The sequence below is a fragment of the Xanthomonas sp. NCPPB 2922 genome, from assembly GCF_041520885.1.
Taxonomy (GTDB): domain Bacteria; phylum Pseudomonadota; class Gammaproteobacteria; order Xanthomonadales; family Xanthomonadaceae; genus Xanthomonas; species Xanthomonas campestris.
The window spans coordinates 74,271-94,209 of record NZ_JBGOFY010000010.1; the positions used below are offsets into that span (position 1 = coordinate 74,271).

A 19,939-nucleotide genomic window follows, 5' to 3' on the forward strand; every position below is an offset into this window, starting at 1 on the left:
TTTTCCTCTGTAGTTATTATGGTCGCCTGACTTGCCCATGGGGCAGACAGGAGCGGGATTGTACTGCCCTAGCCGGTTTCGGGTCAACCCGCAAGCAGGTCTGCCGCCGCAGGCCAAAATCACCCCCGTGAAACGGATCATCCGGCCGCCACAAGCGCTCGGTCACACTGGCATTTGGGGCAATTGCCCTCACCTAGGTCGGCGGGTAGGCTGATCGACTGCCACTCATTCCTGCTGAGCACGCTCGCACCACTGCCGGTTCGCCGGCCCGACATCGGATCCCCCATGGCGATGGATTTCATCCGCATCCGCGGCGCGCGGACGCACAACCTCAAGAACATCGACCTCGACCTGCCTCGCGACAAATTGATCGTGATCACCGGCCTGTCCGGCTCGGGCAAGTCGTCGTTGGCGTTCGACACCATCTATGCAGAAGGCCAGCGCCGCTACGTCGAGTCGCTGTCGGCGTATGCGCGCCAGTTCCTCAGCGTGATGGAAAAGCCGGACCTGGACCATATCGAAGGTCTGTCCCCGGCGATTTCGATCGAACAGAAGTCCACCTCGCACAACCCGCGCTCCACGGTCGGCACGATCACCGAGATCTACGACTACCTGCGCCTGCTGTACGCGCGCGTGGGCCAGCCGCGCTGCCCGGATCATGGCTTCCCGCTGGAGGCGCAGACCGTCAGCCAGATGGTCGACCACATGCTCACGCTGGACCCGGAGCAGCGCTACATGCTGCTGGCACCGGTGATCCGCGACCGCAAGGGCGAGCACGCGCAGGTGTTCGAACAACTGCGTGCGCAGGGCTTCGTGCGTGTGCGCGTGGATGGCGAGTTGTACGAGATCGATGCGGTGCCGCCGCTGGCGCTGCGCCAGAAGCACACCATCGAAGCGGTGATCGACCGCTTCCGCCCGCGTGAAGACATCAAGCAGCGGCTGGCGGAAAGCTTCGAGACCGCGCTCAAGCTCGGCGAAGGCATGGTCGCAGTGCAGTCGCTGGACGATGCCACTGCTGCGCCGCATCTGTTTTCGTCCAAGTACAGCTGCCCGGTCTGCGATTACTCGCTACCGGAGTTGGAACCGCGCCTGTTCTCGTTCAACGCGCCGGTCGGTGCCTGCCCGAGCTGCGATGGCCTGGGCGTGGCCGAATTTTTCGACCCGGACCGCGTGGTGGTGCATCCGGAGCTGTCGCTGTCGGCCGGCGCGGTGCGTGGCTGGGATCGGCGCAATGCCTATTATTTCCAGCTGATCGCCTCGCTGGCCAAGCACTACAAGTTCGACGTGGATGCGGTGTGGAACACGCTGCCGGCCAAGGTGCGCCAGGCGGTGCTGTTCGGCAGCGGCGATGAGGTGATCAGCTTCACCTACTTCACCGACGCGGGCGGGCGCACCACGCGCAAGCATCGCTTCGAAGGCATCCTGCCGAACCTGGAACGCCGCTACCGCGAGACCGAATCCCCGGCCGTGCGCGAAGAGTTGACCAAGTACGTCAGCCAGCAGCCCTGCCCTGCCTGCAACGGCACGCGTTTGAACCGTGCCGCGCGCAATGTGTTCGTGGCCGACCGCCCGCTGCCGGAACTGGTGGTGCTGCCGGTCAACGAAGCGCTGAACTTTTTCCGCGGATTGTCGCTGCCGGGTTGGCGCGGCGAGATTGCCAGCAAGATCGTCAAGGAAATCGGCGAGCGACTGGGCTTTTTGGTCGACGTGGGCCTGGATTACCTCACCCTGGAACGCAAGGCCGACACGCTGTCCGGTGGCGAAGCGCAGCGCATCCGTCTGGCCAGCCAGATCGGCGCCGGCCTGGTCGGCGTGATGTACGTGCTCGACGAACCCTCGATCGGACTGCATCAACGCGACAACGAGCGCCTGCTCGGTACGCTGACGCGACTGCGCGACTTGGGTAACACGGTGATCGTGGTCGAACATGACGAAGACGCCATTCGCCTGGCCGATCACGTGCTGGACATCGGCCCTGGCGCGGGCGTGCACGGCGGTGAAATCTGCGCGCAGGGCACGCTGCAGGACATCCTGGAGTCGCCACGTTCGCTGACCGGCCAATACCTGTCGGGCAAGCGCCGCATCGAGATTCCCAAGCAGCGCCATAAGCCCAACCCGAAGATGATGCTGCATCTGCGCGGGGCCACCGGCAACAACCTGAAAAATGTGGACCTGGAGATTCCGGCCGGCCTGCTGACCTGCATCACCGGCGTGTCCGGTTCGGGCAAGTCGACGTTGATCAACGATACGTTGTTCACGCTGGCGGCCAACGAGATCAACGGTGCATCGCACACGGTGGCACCGCATCGCGAAGTCGAAAATCTGGACCTGTTCGACAAGGTGGTGGACATCGACCAGTCGCCGATCGGGCGCACACCGCGTTCCAACCCGGCGACGTACACCGGCATGTTCACTCCACTGCGCGAGCTGTTCGCGCAGGTACCGGAATCGCGTGCACGTGGGTATTCGCCGGGCCGCTTCAGCTTCAATGTGCGCGGTGGTCGCTGCGAGGCCTGCCAGGGCGACGGCATGATCAAGGTGGAGATGCACTTCCTGCCCGACGTGTACGTGCCGTGCGATGTCTGCCATGGCAAACGCTATAACCGCGAGACGCTGGAGATCCGTTACAAGGGCTTCAACATCAGCGACGTGTTGCAGATGACGGTGGAAGACGCGCTGCGGCTGTTCGAGCCGGTGCCGTCGATCGCACGCAAGCTGGAAACCTTGGTGGACGTCGGCCTGAGCTACATCAAGCTGGGCCAGAGCGCGACCACGCTCTCCGGCGGTGAAGCACAGCGCGTGAAGCTGTCCAAGGAACTGTCGCGCCGCGATACCGGGCGCACCTTGTACATCCTGGACGAGCCCACCACCGGCCTGCATTTCCACGATATCGAAGCGCTGCTCGGCGTGCTGCACAAGCTGCGCGATGAGGGCAACACGGTGGTGGTGATCGAACACAACCTGGACGTGATCAAGACCGCCGACTGGATCGTGGATCTGGGCCCAGAAGGCGGTCATCGCGGCGGCACCATCCTGGTCTCCGGCACACCGGAAGATGTGGCCGCGCACAAGGCCTCGTACACCGGACAGTTCCTGGCCAAGATGCTGCCGTCGGTGAAGGCACGCGAAACCCGCCCGGCCGCGATGGCCAACAAGCCTGATGCGCGCCCGCCGCGCAAGGTCAAGCCGGAGAAGGTGGCCAAGGCCGCCAAGACCACCACCAAGAAGACTGCGAAGAAGAAGGCAAGCTGATGAGCGAACACAAGATCCTTGCACGCGTTCCGATCAGCGTGCGCTGGCGCGACATGGACAGCATGGGCCACGTCAACAACGCCAAATACATTTCCTACCTGGAAGAAGCGCGTGTGCGCTGGATGCTGGGCGTGGAAGGCGTGGCGATGACCGATCGCATCGCACCGGTGGTCGCGGCCACCAACGTCAACTACAAGCGGCCGTTGGTATGGCCCAATGACATCCTGGTGGAATTGTTCGTCGAACGCCTGGGCAGCAGCAGCGTGACCATCGGACACCGCATCCTCGACCAGAAGGACGAGGGCGTGCTGTATTCGGACGGCAACGTCGTGGTGGTGTGGATCGATACCCAGACCGGCAAGAGCGCGTCGTTGCCAGATGCGGTGCGTGCCGCGAGCAGCTGATCGCGCGCAACGCAGACGCGGGTGAATGACCACGGCGGCTTCTCTATGGAGCCGCCGTTTTTAGTTGCGCGTTGCTCGCACCCGGCGAAACAGCTGTCGCCCACGTGCGCTGGATGCTGCACTGCGCTTGCGCGCGCGCCAGCAGCAGCAATGCATCCAGCAGCGCGCTTGCATGCACTCACCGCGTGCAGCGACGGCCGTCTATCATGAGCCGACTTTCAGGAGCCCCACATGAGCATCCAGATCCTCGACCACGGCCGTCTTCGCGAAATCCGTCTGGCGCGCCCGCCGGTCAATGCGCTGGATACCGCGCTATGCCAGGCACTGACTGCCGCCGTGCAGCAGGTGGGAAGCGAGGTCGACGGCGTGGTGCTGTCGGGTAGCGAACGTATTTTTTCCGGTGGCATGGACGTGCCGCATCTGCTCTCGCATGGCACCAACCGCGGCGCGCTGCTGGAGAGCTGGACGGCGTTTTTCGATGCGGCCAACGCGCTGGCCCACTGCCCGGTGCCGGTGGTCGCGGCGATCGGCGGGCACGCGCCGGCCGGCGGTTGCGTGCTGGCGTTGTGCTGCGATTACCGGGTGATGGCGCGCAGCGCCGATACCGCGCGGCCGTACGCGATTGGTCTGAATGAAGTGCAGGTCGGCCTGGCGGCGCCGGAAGGCATCCAGCGCCTGTTGCGCCGCGTGGTCGGCCCGCACCGCGCCGAACGCCTGCTGATCGCCGGGCAGCTGGTGCCGGCCGAAGAGGCAGTCAAGATCGGGCTGGTCGACGAGCTGGTGGATGGCGAGCTGGTCACCGCGCGCGCCGTGGCCTGGCTGCAGGACCTGCAGCAGTTGCCGCGCCAACCGATGCTGGCCACCCGCGCGGTGGCGCGTGCCGACCTGCGCGCGGCGCTGGCGCCAGAGTTGATCCAGCTGGAGCGCTTCATCGACGGCTGGTATGCGCCGGACGCGCAGGCCGCACTGCATGGGCTGGTGGCGCGCCTGCAAAAGGCATAGCACGCACAGGCGGGCCGCTATAATTGTGCTCCGTCGCACGCTCAGGCCAGCCTCTTGTCCGCCAATGCCGAACCCGTGGTCTCCGAACTGATCAGCCTGCTCTCGCTGGAGCGGCTGGAAGACAACCTGTTCCGTGGCCAGAGCCGCGACATCGGCACCAAATACGTGTTCGGCGGCCAGGTGCTGGGCCAGGCCCTGTCCGCGGCCCAGGCCACGGTGGAGAACGGCCGCCAGGCGCACTCGCTGCACGCCTATTTTTTGCGCGCCGGCGATATCGACCACCCCATCGTCTATGACGTGGACCGCACCCGCGATGGCGGCAGTTTTTCGGTGCGCCGCGTTACCGCGATTCAGCACGGCAAGGTGATCTTCTTCTGCGCGGCCTCGTTCCAGGAACGCGAAGACGGCGCCGAGCATCAGTCGGCCATGCCGGTGGTGCCGCCGCCGGAGGACATCGAACCCACCGCGCCGCTGGCACCGGAGGTGCTGGCGCGCCTGCCGGCCAAGGTGCAGCGCTGGCTCTCGCGCGGCGGCCCGTTCGAATTCCGCCACGTGTTCCCGCGCGACGAGCTCAAGCCGCCCAAGCGCCCGCCCTTCCAGCAGATGTGGCTGCGCCTGAGCGACCCGGTGGGCGATGACGTCGGCCTGCACCAGGCACTGCTGGCGTACGCATCGGACTTTCAGCTGCTGGGGACTTCCACGTTTCCGCACGGCATCAGCTATTACACGCCCAACGTGCAGATGGCCTCGCTCGATCACGCGCTGTGGTTCCATCGCCCGTTCCGCACCGACGACTGGCTGTTGTACTCGCTGGATAGCCCCACCGCGCAGGGCTCGCGCGGCCTGGCGCGCGGGCAGTTCTTCACCCGCGACGGCGTGCTGGTGGCCAGCACCACCCAGGAAGGGTTGATCCGGGTAGTGCGTGACGGCAGTGCCACCGCCGTGCCGGCCAAGGACTGACACGTGTGCTCGCTGCAACCGGCCATGATCACTGCATGGGCGATACGTCCAAGCGGGGGAGCGCTTGGCGCAGTGATGTTGCGCGACAGGCCGGCCAGTGCCGCATCTATCGCCGCAACAACCGTAGTTGGTAACCGCGGGCTGCCGCGGATTCGCCTATGCGCAGACGTGGCACGTAGTGCACCGCCCTTCCCTTTTCTTTCTCCCGTTCTAAGCAATTGCGCGCCCAGCGCAGTGGCGACAGACATCGATGGCACGCCCTAATGCGCAAGATTTTCAGCAGTCAACGGATCGAAACCGCCGAGGGCGTGGCCAACCTGCTGCGCAACGCCGGAATCGAGATCCGCATCAGTAATGGCCGGTCTTACCAGAGCAAGCGCAGCGGCCAGTTCAGCTATCTCGAACAAGGCAATGCGCAGGCGCATCCAACCGTGTGGATCGTGCACGCCAATGACCAGCCACGTGCGCGCGAACTGTTGCGCGATGCGCGCCTGCTGGACACCACGCGCCGTGACATGCCCAACGTGGAATACACCTTTCGCGAGGGCGAGACCGGCTCAAGCACCAGCGCGCGCAGCTGGGCCTGGCGGATCCGGCTGGTGCTGTTGCTGGTGATCGGCGCCGTGGCCATGGTGGTGGTGATGCGTCACCGCGCCGCGCCCGAGGCACCGGCGGCCACGCCGGCAGCGCAACCGGCGCCGGCAAAAACACCGCAAGCGCCCGCCGCGGAAGAAGACCAGACACGGGTCCGCATCCAGCCGGCCAGCTGATTGGCGCGTGGCCAATCGGCCGCGCAGGTGCCAATGCGCTTCGTCCGGCATCGTGGTGAGCGTTGGTCATCGCACGACGTGGCCACGATGCCGCGGTCGATCTGGCGACCATAGCTAAGAGCGGCTAACAAAACGTAGCGAGCAGCTGTCAGATGGGTGCGGACGGCGCGGAGGAACCGGAATGTACGGGCGTACATGAGGATTCCGAGCACCGGCCGCGCCCGCCTGGCGGCTGCGCAGTAGTTTTTATAGCTGCTCCAAGTAATGCAACGGCTCCAGGGAACCAGTCCAGCACGCTTACGCGCTGACGCAGCGAGCGGTCACATTCGCCAGGCAACTGCGTCATGCTGGTACCTGGACACGGATTCCGACGATGCACGCCGACACCCTGGACGCGATGCTCCACCACGAACTGCCGCACGCCGCGGCGGGTTGCCATCAGGCATACGGCCGTATCGTCACTGCCTGCCAGAACACGGTCACCGCCATTGCCCTGGCGATCACGCGCGATGTGGCGGCCAGCGAAGACATTGCGCAGGAAGCATTCCTGCGTGCGTGGCAGCGGTTGGCGCAGCTGCATCAACCGGCCAGCTTCCTGCCCTGGCTGCGGCAAATTACCCGCAACCTGGCGCGCGACTGGCTGCGTAGCCACCGGCATCGCCCACTGAGCGGTGAGGCGGCGGATCTGGCCATCGCAATGGCCGCCGACCCTTCGCCCTTGCCGGCCGAACAGGCCCTGCAAGTCGAAGAAGAGCGCGCCGCGCTGGAGATCATGTCCGCGCTGCCCAACGACAGCCGCGAGATCCTGCTGCTGTACTACCGCGAGGGCCAGCGCTCGCAGCAGGTGGCCAGCCTGCTCGGGCTCAGCGATGCGGCGGTGCGCAAGCGCCTGTCGCGCGCCCGTGCCACCGTGCGTAACGAACTGCTGCAGCGCTTTGGCACCTTCGCACGCGGCAGTGCGCCGGGTGTAGCCTTCGCCACCACGGTGACCGCTGCCACGATGCTCGCCGCGCCCGGAACGGCAAGCGCGGCGATTGCGCTGGGGGGGATTGGCAGTCTCGGCGGCGTCGGCAAACTGGGTGCCAGCGGCCTGAGCGGATCGGCGTTGACCAGTGGCAGTGCCGCCGGTGCGCTGAGCGTCCTGCTCGGCATGCCGATGGCAATCGCCTTGCTCGCAATCACGGGCGTGACGCTGACAACCTACATGTCTGGCGCGTATCTGTTGCGCTTTGCGGCCACCGCGCGGGAAGCCGCTGCGATTCGTGGTTTCACTCGCCTGAGCACCTTGACCGCTGCACTGACCTGTGGAGCACCCTTGTTGCTGCGGGCGTTCGGTGCGCCCAAGTGGCTGGCGCTCTGCGTGCTGGCAGTTGGCATGTCGGTGGTCTGTTACCACACCTTGGGCACCCTGCCGCGCATCATGCAGCCGATGCTGGAGCGCGACGCGCGTCGACGCGGCACCACCCGCCCGCCGTTACTGTACCGCTGCATGTTCAGCCGCAGCGCAATGGCAGTCAGCCTGGCTGCGGTCATCGTGCCCATCGCCTACCGCTATGGCGTGCTGGGATTGGTGTGATGCGGGCATGGCTACGTTGTCGCTGAGACTGCGCGCTGCAAAAAAACGGCCTCCTGCAGTTGCAGAAGGCCGTCGGTCGATCGGCGCCTTGTTACGGTGTTGCTGAGTTGCGACTACGTGTGTTGTCCGTGTTGCCGGTCGTCGCCACACGCCCTGGCTGAGCCCCTCTCGCCAGGGCATGCGTGGGCCTTCCTATGGATCAGTTACCGGCCGCCGGCTTGGCCGGCATCGGGCGCTTGCCATGCTCGCCACGCTCGCCGTGTTCACCCCGCGGACCATGTTCGCCGCGCAACTTGGACGCCGCATCGAACTCGGCCTTGCTCAGCTTGCCGTCCTTGTCGGTGTCAGCCTTGGCGAACCAGGCATCACGGTGCTGCTGCATGCGGAGCTCCCGATCGGCACGGTCGACAAACCCGTCCTTGTTGATGTCCATCTGGTCGAAGCGCGCCGCGAACTTGGGGTCGGCCTTGGCTTCGTCACGGCTGATGCGTCCGTCCTTGTTGGCATCGAGCTTGGCCCACATTTCGTCGCGGCCATCACGGCCCGGGCCGCGACGGTGCGGACGTTCGTCGCGCGACAGCTTGCCGTCCTTGTTGGTGTCCAGGCTGTCGAACTTGGCGGCCAGGCGTGGGTCGGCGGCCGCTTCGCTGCGGTCGATCACGCCATCGCCGTTGATGTCGAGCTTGGCCGGGCGCGGTGCGTCGCCTGCGGCAGGCGGGGTGGCAGCGAAGGCGGTGGCGGTGGACAGCGCGGCCAGCACGGCCAGGGCGAGAAACGGTTTGCGGGACGTCATGAGAAACTCCTTGGATGTGAAAACCACACGCGGCACTGCATGGGCCGCATCGCGTGGGTGGTGCGTCCGGATGCGCCGTGCGCTGCCACCAACATCCACATCAACGGGCGATTGCCGCCGCCGTTGACGCGCCAACCGGGCGCATTCATCCAGCGGACAGTCGCCGCCGTTGCGACGCACAGGCGCTATCCTGCGCGCATGGCCATCCATGCCGACACCCACGACGACCTGCGCCTGTTCCAGACCGGCGAGCATGCCTGCGGGTATTGGTCCGATCGCCAGGCGCGCGACCTGGTGCTGGACCCGCACGATCCACGCCTGGGCGCGCTCTATCCGCAGGCGCTGGCGTGGGGATTTCGTCGTTCTGGCGATCTGGTGTACCGCCCGCATTGCGAACGCTGCCGCGCCTGCGTGCCGGTGCGCATTGCCGTGGATGCGTTTCACCCCGACCGCAGCCAGCGCCGCTGCTTGGCGCGCAACCAGGATCTGGTGGTGCGTGTGGTCGCCGCCGAACGCACCGAAGAGCAACTGGCGCTGTATCGCCAGTATCTGCAGCACCGGCATCCGGGCGGCGGCATGGACACGCACGGCGCGGTCGAGTTCGATCAGTTCCTGATCGGCGGCTGGTCGCATGGGCGCTTTCTGGAAATCCGCGAACCGGCCGTCGACCATGTGCCCGGCCGGCTGCTGGCGGTGGCGGTGACCGATGTCACCGAGCACGCCTTGTCGGCGGTGTACACGTTCTACGCACCGGATGCGGCTGCACGCAGCCTGGGCACCTTTGCCATCCTCGAACAGATCCAGTGGGCCAGGCGCGAACGCCGCGCGCACCTGTATCTGGGCTACTGGATCGAAGGCCACGCCAAGATGAATTACAAGCGCCGCTTCAACGCGCTGGAAGCCTACGACGGCCGTCATTGGCGCGGCTTGCCCGCGGCCCAGGGCTCGGCCCGATAGCCCCACGCGACATCGGTCTGTCGCATGCTGCATGCGAGAATAGCGCCATGATCAGACCCGTCTTATTGCTCGCACTGGCCGCGCTTTGCACCGCCTGTGCCCACCGTACCGCCCCGACCGGGCAGAGCGCTGCATCCACCACGGCCGCCCCCTTGCGCATCGCCACCTACAACACCTCGCTGTACTCCGACGAGGCCGGCGGGCTGGTGCGTGAACTGCAGGGCGACAGCGCGCATGCGCGCAAGATCGCCGCCGTGCTGCAGCGCGTGCGCCCGGATCTGGTGCTGCTCAACGAGTTCGATTTCGACCCTGCGCATCGCGCGGCCGATCTCTTCCAGCAACGCTATCTGCAAGTGGCCCAGCCCGGCGGTGGCGACGCATTGGCGTATCCATATCGCTACCTGGCACCGGTCAATACCGGCGTGCCCAGCGGCCTGGACCTGGACAACAACGGCACTGTCGGCGGCGATGGCCGCAGCCGTGGCAACGATGCCTGGGGCTACGGCCTGCACCCGGGCCAATACGGCGTGCTAGTGCTGTCGCGCTATCCGATCGATGCACAGGCGGTGCGCAGTTTCCAGTTGCTGAAGTGGAGCGCGCTGCCAGGTGCATTGCGCCCGGTCGATCCGGCCACCCAACGCCCGTTCTACAACGATGCGATCTGGGCACAGCTGCGGCTGTCGTCGAAATCGCACTGGGACGTGCCGGTGCGCACGCCGCTGGGCGTGGTGCACGCATTGGTTTCGCACCCCACGCCGCCGGTATTCGACGGTGCGGAAAAGCGTAATGCCGCGCGCAACCACGACGAGCTGCAGCTGTGGCGCGCCTACCTGGACAACGCCGCCGACACCACGCGTTGGCTATGCGATGACCAGGGCCGCTGTGGCGGACTGGAACGCGATGCGCACTTCGTGATCCTGGGCGATCTCAACAACGACCCCATCGATGGCGCCGGCCGGCATGAAGCGATCCGTGCGCTGATCAATCACCCGCGCGTGCTGCAGTACCCCACACCCGTCAGCGCCGGTGGCCCGGAAAAAACCGCCGAATACGCCGCACAAGGCATTGCGCATACCGGCGACCCGCACCAGGTCACCGGCGACTTCGGACCGCAGGCGGGCACGATGCGGCTGGACTACGTGCTGCCCTCGGGTCAGTTCACCCTGGCCGGCAGTGGCATCTTCTGGCCCGCCAGCAGCTCGCCGGATGCGGCGATCGCCGATGGCAGCGATCACCATGCGGTGTGGGTGGATGTGGCTGTTAAGTAAGTGGGGCAACAGTCAGTTATTGCAGGAAGGATATATAGTGACACGTCGACGATGGGACACTGTTCTCGCTGCCTGATAGCAAGAAGCGGGTGGATTGATGGCTTACCGCCTAATAACCAGCAGCAACAACGCTCTTTCAACTGGTATAGATGCCGGGGTCGATTGATAAGGAACAGAGAGGGCCGGACTAGTCCGGCTTCATCCCGTGGGTTTACACTCCGGTGCAGCCCAGTAATGCAAGGAAATCCGGATGAGACCAAACCTGAAGGATCTGCGTTTCATCTTCCAAGGCTTATGGCTGTCAATCGTCATCGCCCCGATGCTGTCTGCCTGTGGCGCAAGCGCACCAGCACCTACCGATAAGAAAGACCTCTTTCTTAGCCAACCATTCCGGGTTGATAGCGTTGGCGAACATGTGCGTTTTGAATTCGAAGCAACGCCGGATAACGTAAATCTAGATCATTCTTATATTGTCGGATTGACCTTGAGTCGTAAAGGACGAACCGATCCTGTCACTGCATTAAATCATGGAAAGCCTCGCCTCCGTTACAAACTCAAAGTCGAGATCTGCAAGTGGATGAAAAATCGATGCGAAAAAATAACCACCGAAGACGATTTCCAGTCGCTTTTGCGGACAGAACCCAGTAGGGAAAAATCACTAGAATGGCGAAAAGGGAACGACGATATCAAATATATTCGCAGCGCGGCATACACGTCAGATTCAAGCAACTGGGTTGTCTGTAGATTTCAACCAACAAGTTACGGACGCTATCGGATCGATGTTTCGTCCTCACAGGGAAATCCAGCATTGGATGATCCAACGGCACAAATTTCAGTTCAGAAAAAATGGACTTCGTCGAAATAAATCTTTACGGATCAGCATGGAGCGCCTTAATGGACAAGCAGCACTACACAGTGACGGTCGTTATCGCAGCACCGGGCACACCTCTATACAAAGATGGTAAGCAAGATCAGGTCGATGGCGCACTACAAACTTCTGGCCCAGGCCACATGTTTTTTGTTCTTAGTGACGGCGGAGAGGAGTCAATCAGCTACGGATTTGCGCCGATTATGCATGGACAGATGAATGGCCCAGGAAAAATCTACAACACAGATGCAGATGAATACCACAACCCGGCATACTCAAGAACAATCGAAATAAGCAAAGAGCAGTATGAAAAACTGCAAAAATTCGGTGAAGAGCCGGAAAAACTGGGGTTCGACAAAGAGTACAGGGACGTGCGCAACAACTGTGTCGACTTTACCTGGGCTGCACTCAATCATGCCGGGCTCCATCGCAACAAGAGCCTTGATGTGAATGGATTGCTTGGGCCTGGCGGAGTCGGACAACTGCTTCCGGACGTTCGCATCCCTTTGCCGGTTGAAGGCTCGGGGAAAGATGCTTACCGCCCCTTGCGCAATATTCATGGCGTGGAAAGCATTGAGGCACCGTTTCCGCAAAGTCCGCTGAACAAAGAGGTTCGGCATCCGCTTCCGGCAGACAGATCGATCCAGCAACATCTCTTGAGCGATCAACAGCAACTGCCGTCACTCCGTAATCCCGATCATCCTGGGCACACGCTGTTCGCCCAGGCACAGACCCATGTGCAAGCTTTGGATCAGGCGAACAACCGGCAATCGGATGCGCGCAGCGACAACCTGGCTGGTTGCCTGGCGGTGCAATCCTGCAAAATGGGCATGAACCGCATCGACGACGTGCGTCTAAGCGAGGACGCCTCACATGCGTTTGCGGTACAGAACAATCCCAACTCACTGGGACCGCATGACCAGTTGCGTGCCCATGTGGATACTGTCGCTGCACTCAATACACCGCTGGAGCAAAGCAGTCAGAGCTGGGTCCAGGCTGCGGCAGAACGCGCGCACGGCGAACAGCAAAGGCAGATACAGCAAGAGCAGAGCCAACCACACCCTGCAAGGGCCTTGACCTGAAACTTGCAGTTCGACTTACATGCCCCTGCGTCCGACGCCTTCGATGGAGCAAACGGATGCCTATCAGATCACTGTCTGACCGTGGCTTGGTATCACCCGCAACGGATGTAATGCGGGTGTAGCCACCATGGTTCACGAAGCAATGTTTCGTGATTGCTGCACGTTGGCTGCATGCCAATCTCCCCATCTGAAAGCAAGGCAGTCTTGAAAATCGTGGGCAACGGTCAGGCCGATGCCCACAAGGCCCCGCAAGAACTACGTTATTTAATCGCGAAGCTGAATCGTCAGCGCGGCGGCAGCCACGCGCGCCTTCTCGCGCGCCGCATCGATGCTGTCGGCGCGCGCCAGCGTCACGCCAACACGACGATGACCATCCACGCGCGGCTTGCCGAACAGACGCAGTGCGGTGTCCGGGTCGCGCAAGGCCTCGGCCACGTTATCGAACACCGGCACGCCGTTGCCATGCGCCAATAGCGCGCACGATGCGGAGGGACCGCTCTGACGGATCACGCCGCCGTTCTCCGCTCCGACCGGCAGGCCCAGAATGGCGCGCGCGTGCAGCGCGAACTCGCTCAGTTCCTGCGACACCAGCGTGACCAGGCCGGTGTCGTGCGGGCGCGGCGAGACTTCGCTGAACCACACCTCGTCGCCCTTGACGAACAGCTCCACGCCAAACAACCCCCAGCCGCCCAGCTCATCAGTGATTGCCTGTGCAATCTCCTGCGAGCGGCGCAGCGCCGCGGCCGACATCGGCTGCGGCTGCCAGCTTTCGCGGTAGTCGCCATCTTTCTGCCAATGTCCGATCGGGTCGCAGAACGAGGTGCCACCGGCATGGCGCACGGTCAGCAGGGTGATCTCGTAATCGAAATCGATGAAGCCTTCGACGATGCAGCGGCCGGCGCCGGCGCGTCCGCCGGTCTGCGCGTAGTCCCAGGCCGCGTCGATGTCCGCCTCGCTGCGCAGCGTGCTCTGGCCTTTGCCCGAGGACGACATCACCGGCTTGACCACGCACGGCAGCCCGACTGTGGCGATCGCCTCGCGGTATTCGGCAGCGGTGTCGACAAAGCGATACGGCGAGGTCGGCAGGCCCAGTGTTTCGGCAGCCAGGCGACGGATGCCTTCGCGGTCCATGGTCAGACGCGCGGCACGCGCGGTGGGGATCACCTTCTGCCCCTGCTCGTGCTCCAGCGCCACCAGGGTTTCGGTGTGGATGGCTTCGATCTCCGGCACGATCAGGTGCGGCTGCTCCTGGGCGATCAGCGCCCGCAAGGCCTGCGGGTCGAGCATGTCCAGCACGTGCGAACGATGCGCCACCTGCATGGCCGGTGCGTTGGCATACCGATCGGCGGCAATCACTTCCACCCCGAAGCGCTGCAGCTCAATGGCGACCTCCTTGCCCAGTTCGCCCGAGCCCAGCAACAGCACACGGGTGGCGGAAGGCGATAACGGCGTGCCGAGAGTGGTCATGAGCGCGGTCCAGATCGGGAGGGGCCGCCATTCTAACGAACGCGCGATTGCCGCAGATGGCGGCAGCCCTTGAATAATATGATATCACTTTGATATCTTTCTCACGAACCCACATGGACTCCCCCCTCATGAAAGAGAAGCCGATCGGCTCGTTGGCAGGCATCCCCATCATCCTTGCCGTGGGCGCCGCGTTCGCGGGCATGGCCTGGTATTTGCTCAGTGCAATTTCCGCCGTGAGCATCACGCCAGCCAGCTTCATCGCGGCGCTCGCAGTCGTGGTGGTCGGGATCTTTTTCTTCGCCGGCCTGTACACCCTGGAGCCCAATCAGGCTGCGGTGCTGAGCCTGTTCGGCAAGTACGTCGGCACCGTGAAGGACCCAGGCTTACGCTGGAACAGCCCCTTCTATGCAAAGAAGCGGATCAGCCAGCGCGTGCGTAATTTCGAAAGCGGCCGGCTCAAGGTCAATGAACTCGACGGCAGCCCGATCGAGATCGCGGCCGTGATCGTGTGGCAGGTGATGGATGCTTCCGAGGCGGTGTACAACGTGGACGACTACGAAAGCTTCGTGCACATTCAGTCCGAAGCCGCGCTGCGCGCGATGGCCACCAGCTATCCGTACGACCAGCATGAAGAAGGCCAGATTTCGCTGCGCAGCCACCCGGCCGAGATCAGCGAACAACTCAAGCGGCATCTGGACGAGCGCCTGACCCAGGCCGGTGTGGACGTGATCGAAGCGCGCATCAGCCACCTTGCCTACGCGCCGGAAATCGCCCAGGCCATGCTGCAGCGTCAGCAGGCCAATGCGGTGATTGCCGCACGCTCGCGCATCGTGGCCGGCGCCGTGGGGATGGTGGAGATGGCACTGGCCGAGTTGCAGAAAAACGGCGTGGTGCAGTTGGACGAAGAGCGCAAGGCGCATATGGTCAGCAACCTGCTTACCGTGTTGTGTTCTGATCGCGGCACCCAACCGGTGGTCAACACCGGCTCGCTCTATTGAGGTGAAACAATGAATGTCATGGTGCCGTTGGTGGTCGCGCTGTCCGGCTTGCCCGCACTGGCGATCGCCGCCTCCATCGGTGCGGACGACGACGACCGCGCACGCGGCCTGGGCCTGCGCTGGGCCTTGATCAGTCTGGTAATCCTGATCGGTGCCGCCTGCCTGTACTGGGCCGGCGACAACCGCGCCGGGATCTACGCAGTGGTGATCGGCATGATCATCGGCGTCAACGTCTTGATCGTCTCGATGGTCATGCACCTGCGCCGCCACAGCGGCCGCGGTGAGCGCGAGTGAGCGAAAAAAAGGCCTATCCGCTGCGCATCAACGCCGATGTGCTGGCAGCTGTGCAGCGCTGGTCCGACGACGAACTGCGTAGCCTCAACGCGCAGATCGAATATGTATTGCGCGACGCCTTGCGCAAGGCCGGACGGCTGCCAAAGCCGCCCGCCGACAAGGAACCACACGCATGAGCAAGCGCTGGACTGACCTGACGCTCGAGTTGAAGCCTTCGTTCAGCGGTGGCATCAAGCACGACGACATCCAGGCCGAACCGATCAAACAGGGCAGCCTCGGCTGGAAGCTGGTCAACAGCATCATGCAGGCACCCCTGAGTGCGGCGTTGCTGGCGTTCAAGAAGGAGTTCTGAGGTGACGAGGCCATCGCGCCAGCGGCTCGGTGGAACTGCAGCGCCGGTGGCATGCAGCGGGCAACGCCAGCCGCCGCGCCAGCAGCTGCAGGATCTGCTGCAGCTGGCCGTGCAGCGCACTTAGCCCTACCCTGTTGCGATGCGCCAGACACGGTCCCTGCTGCTCAACACCACCGCGATCGAACTGCTTCCTGCTGCCCTGCTAAGCGCGCGCAGCAATGCCGACGCACGCGTATTGGCGCAGGCCGATTGGCTGCTGCGGCGCAAGCGCGATGGCAAGTACCTCGCCGCGCAGCTGCCGCATGGGTTGATGCCACTGATCCCACGCCTGGCCCGCGAGCCGGGCCTGGACGAGGCACTGGATCTGCTCCACACCAGCGCGCACCGCACCACGCAGGCGCCGGAGGCCGTGCTGCCAATCGACGGGCTGCAGCGCCGCCTGACACAGCTTGGCATTGGCGCCGACGCGTATGTGGCGCAGACCGGGCTGGACCTGATCGCCGAACCGGCAGCGCTGCAGCTGGCCGGGCACGATCGCTTTGCGCGCCCGTTGTGGCTCAGCGCCGGTGCTGCGCGTGCGTGGCGGCAACTGCGTGCGGCCGCGCTGCGCGAAGACGTGGTCCTCGATGCCATTTCCGGCTATCGCAGCCACGACTATCAACTGGGCATCTTCGAACGCAAGTTCGCGCGCGGTCTGACGCTTGCGCAGATCCTGGCGGTCAACGCGGCACCTGGTTTCAGCGAACATCACAGCGGCGATGCAGTGGATATCGGCACGCCTGGCGAACCGCCGGCCGAAGAACGTTTCGAGTCAACTGCGGCATTCGCATGGCTGCAGACGCATGCCGGGCGCTTTGGTTTTCGGCTGAGCTATCCGCGCGACAACCCGCACGGCATCGTCTACGAGCCCTGGCATTGGCGCTGGTGGCCGGCCTGATGGCGCGTGCGCAGGCAGGGCGCAGCGTGGCCTCTCATTCCTGCGAACGCGGTGTCGGCACCTTCGCGGCAATGCTGAAGTCGGCGATCTTCCACAGGTAAAACGCAGCGTAAGTGCGGTACGGGCCCCAACGCTCGCCGCGCTCGGCGAGTTCCTTCGGCGTCGGCATCTGCGCTTGTTTGTCCACGCGCTGGGCGCCCTTGCGCACGCCCAGGTCGTCGATGGGCAACAGGTCCGGTCGGCCCAGGCGGAACATCAGCATCATCTCCACCGTCCAGCGGCCGATGCCACGGACTGGTACCAATGCCTCAACGATGGCGTCGTCTTCCATGAAGGCAAGTTTGCGCAGCGAAGGGATCTCTCCCATTGCCTCGCGCCGCGCCAGGTCACGCAGTGCCAGCACCTTGTTGCCGGACACGCCGCAGGCGCGCAGCGCTGCATCGTCCACGCGCCCCAACGTGTCGGCATGCAGCCGGCTGGCACCGATCGCCACTTCCACGCGCCCAACAATGGTGGCCGCGGCCTTGCCGCTCAGTTGCTGAAACAAGATGGCGCGCGCCAGTGCGTCCACCGGATCGAACGGTTTGCGCCATCCCGGCTGCGGGGCGATCGGGCCGATGCGTCTCATCCAGGCCCCCAGCGCACGATCACGGCGTGCCAGATTGGCGAAGGCCACCTCCACATCGAAGCCGCGGGCGTGACGTGGCATCTCAGCGCCTCAACGCACCGATCGCCAGCACCACCCAGCCCAGCATCAGGCTGACCCCGCCGATCGGCGCCAGGCTGGTGGGCCAGTGCAGCAACGCGCCGCCAACCAGGCTGCCGGCAAACAGCAGGGTGCCGAGCAACAGCAGGTACAGGCCGATGCGGCCCAGCGCGCGGGTCTCAGCACCGCCCAGCACCACCAGCACGGCGCCATGGCCGAAGGCGTACAGCGCGGCCAGTTGCAGGCGCGATTGCACCAGCGCATCGGCCACACCATGCGAGGCGTAGGCCGATAGCCCCACTGCGGCGGCCGCCAGCAGCGCTCCCACAAAGGCCAGGAGCGAAGGATGTTTCTTGCGACGATCAGGCAACGACATGGTGGCAGTTCCAAAGGCAGCGCCGCAGCGCAAAAAAAAACGCGCCGCAAGGATGCGGCGCGTTTTCGTCTGGATCACATCATCGTGGTGAAACGATTACTTGATGGCCCAGTAGACGTCGTAGGTACCGTCCTGCGTGAACGACTTGTCCACCCCACCCTTCCACGACTCGTACGGACGCTCGGTCACGTCGTTGCCGCTGGTGGCAGCCCAGGCGCGCAGCGAGTTACGCACTGCATCCAGGCCGGCCATGTGGCCTGCGTAGGTTGCGAACGCCGAACGGTGCGCCTTGGTGCGCTCGTACTTCACCGGTGCTTCGGTCGGGATGTTGACCTTCAGCTCTTCACCCGTTGCGGCAACCGGAGTTGCGTCGACAGGTGCAGCAGCAGCGTCGTCCTTCTTGTCGTCAGCCTTGGCGGTGTCGGCCTTGGCGTCGGTCTTCGCAGCGCCGCCGGCCTTCTTGCGCACCGGCTGCACGACGTCGAACGCGTACTTGTCGGTGGCGAAGTCGGTGGTGACGATACGCACCGGACCCGACGGCTCGAGGCCATTGGAATCCATGACGCGCTTGATCCACTCCTGGTTGTCCTTGATCGACTTCTTGATCGTCTCGTTGTCACGATCGATGTTGCCGGCGGTGACGACCAGCAGGTCCTCGGCAGGCACATCGACGAGCTTGAGATCGCTCAACACCGGCTTGCCTTCCAGCTCGGCGCGGTAGTCGAAGTTCGGCACGGTGGCCAGTGCGGTGGTCAGGCGCGAAAGACCCAGCTTCAGGTCATCGCCGACATGCCGGCTGACGTACAAGCCCGCGTAGCGACCAAACAGGTTCCAGCCGTACTTCACGCTGTAGTCCTGGGTGATGCGCACGTTCTTGTTGTTCTTGCCGGTCGGCTTCAACGTGAAGTTGGTGACCTTGTCGTAGCCCTTGGTGGGATCTTCGATCGAGATCTCAACGCGCTCGTTCTTGACGCTGTTGGTGATCTCCCAGCTGCCCTGACCGATGTAGCCTTCAGTGGAGCTGTATTCAACGCGTGCACCCTTGCCCTCTTCCGGGCCGGCCAGCTTCAGCTGGATCTTGGGATCACGCAGCACAAGCGGGTTCCAATCCTTGAAACGACGGAAGCTGTTCACGGTGTCGTAAACAATCGTCATCCTGCGGTTGGTCTCGACACTCTCGGACATCTGCCGCTCCGAGGGCAACACCAAGCCCACCACGACAAACAAGCCAGCCACGATCCCCAAGGCGATCAGGAACTCGATAATACGGGTCATTCAGGAGGTCTCCGGGGCCGATCCCACGGCCGGGTTGAGTGAAGCGAAGCCGCCATCCTAGCAGGCTTCGAGAAAGATGTTCAGTTGTGCGACGGGTAGCGCGGTCCTGCGGTGTCATCCGCGCGCTCACGCCGCGTGGTGCAAAGGCGCAATCGCAACCTGGACAAGGGTTTGCAGCCATTACGCGCGGACATCATGCACGCGATGACGCGAGCGCGTGTGATGCACAGGACGCACTCCCTCGCCATTGCGGGTAGGCAGCCTGTTCCATTCACTTGTAGACGACTGCGCCGCGATGAACAAGCGCATCGGCCAGACGCCGTGCCAGCGCGCATCGGCGCCCTGCACGCCGGGGGTTCCGTACCATCAGCTCGAACGCCTTCAGCACTGCCCGGGTGCGGTCGCGCACGCCCAGCTTGGACAGGGTGAGCGGGCGCTGCTTGCAAGCCACTGGCTTGCGCGCGCGCAAACGCACGGCGCGCTGCGACGGGCCGGGCATCCTGTGGCTCAGACCAGCTGCAGCTCGAACGCCTTCAGCACCGCCCGGGTACGGTCGCGCACGCCCAGCTTGGACAGGGTGAGCGGGCGCTGCTTGCAAGCCA

General features: G+C 64.0%; 21 protein-coding genes, 1 other RNA gene and 1 pseudogene. 15 read left to right on the top strand and 8 right to left on the bottom strand.

Features of this window, described 5'->3' with window-relative positions; translation table 11 throughout:
• Nucleotides 1-285 precede the first annotated feature (285 nt).
• The 5 genes from uvrA to ACD584_RS12770 all read left to right on the top strand — a co-directional run bounded on the left by uvrA (nt 286) and on the right by ACD584_RS12770 (nt 6,388).
• Complete coding sequence (gene uvrA, locus ACD584_RS12750) at nt 286-3,252, top strand: excinuclease ABC subunit UvrA (protein WP_076036196.1); 2,967 nt, start codon at nt 286-288, stop codon at nt 3,250-3,252.
• On the top strand, nt 3,252-3,656 hold the full coding sequence (locus tag ACD584_RS12755; protein ID WP_011036347.1) for a thioesterase family protein: 405 nt from the start codon (nt 3,252-3,254) through the stop codon (nt 3,654-3,656). The genes uvrA and ACD584_RS12755 overlap by 1 nt, the downstream gene beginning before the upstream one ends.
• Before the next feature lie 231 nt (nt 3,657-3,887).
• The gene (locus ACD584_RS12760; RefSeq protein ID WP_076036197.1) at nt 3,888-4,658 is read left to right on the top strand and encodes an enoyl-CoA hydratase/isomerase family protein; all 771 of its coding nucleotides are present in this window, start codon (nt 3,888-3,890) and stop codon (nt 4,656-4,658) included.
• Between the two features lie 54 nt (nt 4,659-4,712).
• Nucleotides 4,713-5,618 carry an acyl-CoA thioesterase II gene (gene tesB, locus ACD584_RS12765; protein ID WP_011036345.1) on the top strand — a complete coding sequence of 302 codons (906 nt, stop codon included), beginning with the start codon at nt 4,713-4,715 and terminating at the stop codon, nt 5,616-5,618.
• 263 nt (nt 5,619-5,881) lie between these two features.
• Entirely contained in the window at nt 5,882-6,388 is a 507-nt protein-coding gene (locus tag ACD584_RS12770; protein ID WP_011036344.1) for a putative signal transducing protein, read from the top strand.
• Between the two features lie 122 nt (nt 6,389-6,510).
• Here ACD584_RS12770 and ACD584_RS12775 read toward each other — a convergent pair.
• A non-coding RNA gene (locus ACD584_RS12775) (sX9 sRNA) lies at nt 6,511-6,585 on the bottom strand.
• A gap of 176 nt (nt 6,586-6,761) precedes the next feature.
• Here ACD584_RS12775 and ACD584_RS12780 point away from each other — a divergent pair.
• The gene (locus ACD584_RS12780; RefSeq protein WP_076036198.1) at nt 6,762-7,964 is read left to right on the top strand and encodes an RNA polymerase sigma factor; all 1,203 of its coding nucleotides are present in this window, start codon (nt 6,762-6,764) and stop codon (nt 7,962-7,964) included.
• 199 nt (nt 7,965-8,163) lie between these two features.
• On the opposite strand, the gene ACD584_RS12785 is transcribed toward ACD584_RS12780, so the two are convergent.
• Nucleotides 8,164-8,757, bottom strand: coding sequence for an EF-hand domain-containing protein (locus tag ACD584_RS12785; protein ID WP_076036199.1), 594 nt, complete (start codon nt 8,755-8,757; stop codon nt 8,164-8,166).
• A 39-nt stretch (nt 8,758-8,796) separates the two neighbouring features.
• Here ACD584_RS12785 and ACD584_RS12790 point away from each other — a divergent pair, with 39 nt between their 5' ends.
• The 4 genes from ACD584_RS12790 (at nt 8,797) to ACD584_RS12805 (ending at nt 12,932) form a co-directional block, all read left to right on the top strand.
• The gene (locus ACD584_RS12790; RefSeq protein WP_070692352.1) at nt 8,797-9,714 is read left to right on the top strand and encodes an arginyltransferase; all 918 of its coding nucleotides are present in this window, start codon (nt 8,797-8,799) and stop codon (nt 9,712-9,714) included.
• A 47-nt stretch (nt 9,715-9,761) separates the two neighbouring features.
• A complete protein-coding gene (locus ACD584_RS12795; RefSeq protein WP_228438029.1) occupies nt 9,762-10,982 on the top strand; it encodes an endonuclease/exonuclease/phosphatase family protein in 1,221 nt (406 codons plus the stop codon).
• 250 nt (nt 10,983-11,232) lie between these two features.
• On the top strand, nt 11,233-11,847 hold the full coding sequence (locus ACD584_RS12800; protein ID WP_223647630.1) for a hypothetical protein: 615 nt from the start codon (nt 11,233-11,235) through the stop codon (nt 11,845-11,847).
• Between the two features lie 29 nt (nt 11,848-11,876).
• Nucleotides 11,877-12,932 carry an XVIPCD domain-containing protein gene (locus tag ACD584_RS12805; RefSeq protein WP_076037756.1) on the top strand — a complete coding sequence of 352 codons (1,056 nt, stop codon included), beginning with the start codon at nt 11,877-11,879 and terminating at the stop codon, nt 12,930-12,932.
• A gap of 264 nt (nt 12,933-13,196) precedes the next feature.
• On the opposite strand, the gene purT is transcribed toward ACD584_RS12805, so the two are convergent.
• A complete protein-coding gene (purT, locus tag ACD584_RS12810; RefSeq protein ID WP_042595122.1) occupies nt 13,197-14,399 on the bottom strand; it encodes a formate-dependent phosphoribosylglycinamide formyltransferase in 1,203 nt (400 codons plus the stop codon).
• A 128-nt stretch (nt 14,400-14,527) separates the two neighbouring features.
• Between purT and ACD584_RS12815 the strand changes: the two genes are divergently transcribed.
• The 5 genes from ACD584_RS12815 (at nt 14,528) to ACD584_RS12835 (ending at nt 16,980) form a co-directional block, all read left to right on the top strand.
• Nucleotides 14,528-15,397, top strand: coding sequence for an SPFH domain-containing protein (locus tag ACD584_RS12815; RefSeq protein WP_040941641.1), 870 nt, complete (start codon nt 14,528-14,530; stop codon nt 15,395-15,397).
• A gap of 9 nt (nt 15,398-15,406) precedes the next feature.
• Complete coding sequence (locus ACD584_RS12820) at nt 15,407-15,691, top strand: hypothetical protein (protein WP_011036335.1); 285 nt, start codon at nt 15,407-15,409, stop codon at nt 15,689-15,691.
• Nucleotides 15,688-15,867, top strand: coding sequence for a hypothetical protein (locus ACD584_RS12825; RefSeq protein WP_011036334.1), 180 nt, complete (start codon nt 15,688-15,690; stop codon nt 15,865-15,867). The genes ACD584_RS12820 and ACD584_RS12825 overlap by 4 nt, the downstream gene beginning before the upstream one ends.
• On the top strand, nt 15,864-16,043 hold the full coding sequence (locus tag ACD584_RS12830) for a hypothetical protein (RefSeq protein WP_070692340.1): 180 nt from the start codon (nt 15,864-15,866) through the stop codon (nt 16,041-16,043). Before ACD584_RS12825 ends, ACD584_RS12830 begins: the two co-directional genes overlap by 4 nt.
• Nucleotides 16,044-16,182: 139 nt before the next feature.
• Nucleotides 16,183-16,980, top strand: a complete 798-nt coding sequence (locus ACD584_RS12835) for a M15 family metallopeptidase (protein WP_070692336.1) — start codon at nt 16,183-16,185, stop codon at nt 16,978-16,980.
• Between the two features lie 34 nt (nt 16,981-17,014).
• On the opposite strand, the gene ACD584_RS12840 is transcribed toward ACD584_RS12835, so the two are convergent.
• The 5 genes and pseudogenes from ACD584_RS12840 to ACD584_RS12860 all read right to left on the bottom strand — a co-directional run.
• A complete protein-coding gene (locus tag ACD584_RS12840; RefSeq protein ID WP_175611550.1) occupies nt 17,015-17,689 on the bottom strand; it encodes a DNA-3-methyladenine glycosylase in 675 nt (224 codons plus the stop codon).
• 1 nt (nt 17,690) lies between these two features.
• Nucleotides 17,691-18,062, bottom strand: a complete 372-nt coding sequence (locus tag ACD584_RS12845; RefSeq protein ID WP_029629014.1) for a DUF423 domain-containing protein — start codon at nt 18,060-18,062, stop codon at nt 17,691-17,693.
• Between the two features lie 96 nt (nt 18,063-18,158).
• A complete protein-coding gene (locus ACD584_RS12850) occupies nt 18,159-19,337 on the bottom strand; it encodes an SRPBCC family protein (protein ID WP_057673028.1) in 1,179 nt (392 codons plus the stop codon).
• 271 nt (nt 19,338-19,608) lie between these two features.
• Nucleotides 19,609-19,836, bottom strand: a complete 228-nt coding sequence (locus ACD584_RS12855; protein ID WP_228438030.1) for a hypothetical protein — start codon at nt 19,834-19,836, stop codon at nt 19,609-19,611.
• An 8-nt stretch (nt 19,837-19,844) separates the two neighbouring features.
• A pseudogene (locus ACD584_RS12860) lies at nt 19,845-19,913 on the bottom strand (DNA-binding response regulator); the annotation flags it as partial.
• Nucleotides 19,914-19,939: the final 26 nt, after the last annotated feature.

Excerpts from the sequence above, each read along its gene's own strand:
- ACD584_RS12785 (WP_076036199.1), bottom strand. The coding sequence starts at position 8,757 with ATGACGTCCCGCAAACCGTTTCTCGCCCTGGCCGTGCTGGCCGCGCTG.
- ACD584_RS12830 (WP_070692340.1), top strand. The coding sequence starts at position 15,864 with ATGAGCAAGCGCTGGACTGACCTGACGCTCGAGTTGAAGCCTTCGTTC.
- ACD584_RS12760 (WP_076036197.1), top strand. The coding sequence starts at position 3,888 with ATGAGCATCCAGATCCTCGACCACGGCCGTCTTCGCGAAATCCGTCTG.
- ACD584_RS12835 (WP_070692336.1), top strand. The coding sequence starts at position 16,183 with ATGCGCCAGACACGGTCCCTGCTGCTCAACACCACCGCGATCGAACTG.
- ACD584_RS12790 (WP_070692352.1), top strand. The coding sequence starts at position 8,797 with ATGGGCCGCATCGCGTGGGTGGTGCGTCCGGATGCGCCGTGCGCTGCC.
- ACD584_RS12795 (WP_228438029.1), top strand. The coding sequence starts at position 9,762 with ATGATCAGACCCGTCTTATTGCTCGCACTGGCCGCGCTTTGCACCGCC.
- ACD584_RS12755 (WP_011036347.1), top strand. The coding sequence starts at position 3,252 with ATGAGCGAACACAAGATCCTTGCACGCGTTCCGATCAGCGTGCGCTGG.
- uvrA (WP_076036196.1), top strand. The coding sequence starts at position 286 with ATGGCGATGGATTTCATCCGCATCCGCGGCGCGCGGACGCACAACCTC.
- ACD584_RS12770 (WP_011036344.1), top strand. The coding sequence starts at position 5,882 with ATGCGCAAGATTTTCAGCAGTCAACGGATCGAAACCGCCGAGGGCGTG.
- ACD584_RS12850 (WP_057673028.1), bottom strand. The coding sequence starts at position 19,337 with ATGACCCGTATTATCGAGTTCCTGATCGCCTTGGGGATCGTGGCTGGC.
- ACD584_RS12845 (WP_029629014.1), bottom strand. The coding sequence starts at position 18,062 with ATGTCGTTGCCTGATCGTCGCAAGAAACATCCTTCGCTCCTGGCCTTT.
- ACD584_RS12820 (WP_011036335.1), top strand. The coding sequence starts at position 15,407 with ATGAATGTCATGGTGCCGTTGGTGGTCGCGCTGTCCGGCTTGCCCGCA.
- ACD584_RS12805 (WP_076037756.1), top strand. The coding sequence starts at position 11,877 with ATGGACAAGCAGCACTACACAGTGACGGTCGTTATCGCAGCACCGGGC.
- ACD584_RS12800 (WP_223647630.1), top strand. The coding sequence starts at position 11,233 with ATGAGACCAAACCTGAAGGATCTGCGTTTCATCTTCCAAGGCTTATGG.
- ACD584_RS12815 (WP_040941641.1), top strand. The coding sequence starts at position 14,528 with ATGAAAGAGAAGCCGATCGGCTCGTTGGCAGGCATCCCCATCATCCTT.
- purT (WP_042595122.1), bottom strand. The coding sequence starts at position 14,399 with ATGACCACTCTCGGCACGCCGTTATCGCCTTCCGCCACCCGTGTGCTG.
- ACD584_RS12840 (WP_175611550.1), bottom strand. The coding sequence starts at position 17,689 with ATGCCACGTCACGCCCGCGGCTTCGATGTGGAGGTGGCCTTCGCCAAT.
- ACD584_RS12855 (WP_228438030.1), bottom strand. The coding sequence starts at position 19,836 with ATGCCCGGCCCGTCGCAGCGCGCCGTGCGTTTGCGCGCGCGCAAGCCA.
- ACD584_RS12780 (WP_076036198.1), top strand. The coding sequence starts at position 6,762 with ATGCACGCCGACACCCTGGACGCGATGCTCCACCACGAACTGCCGCAC.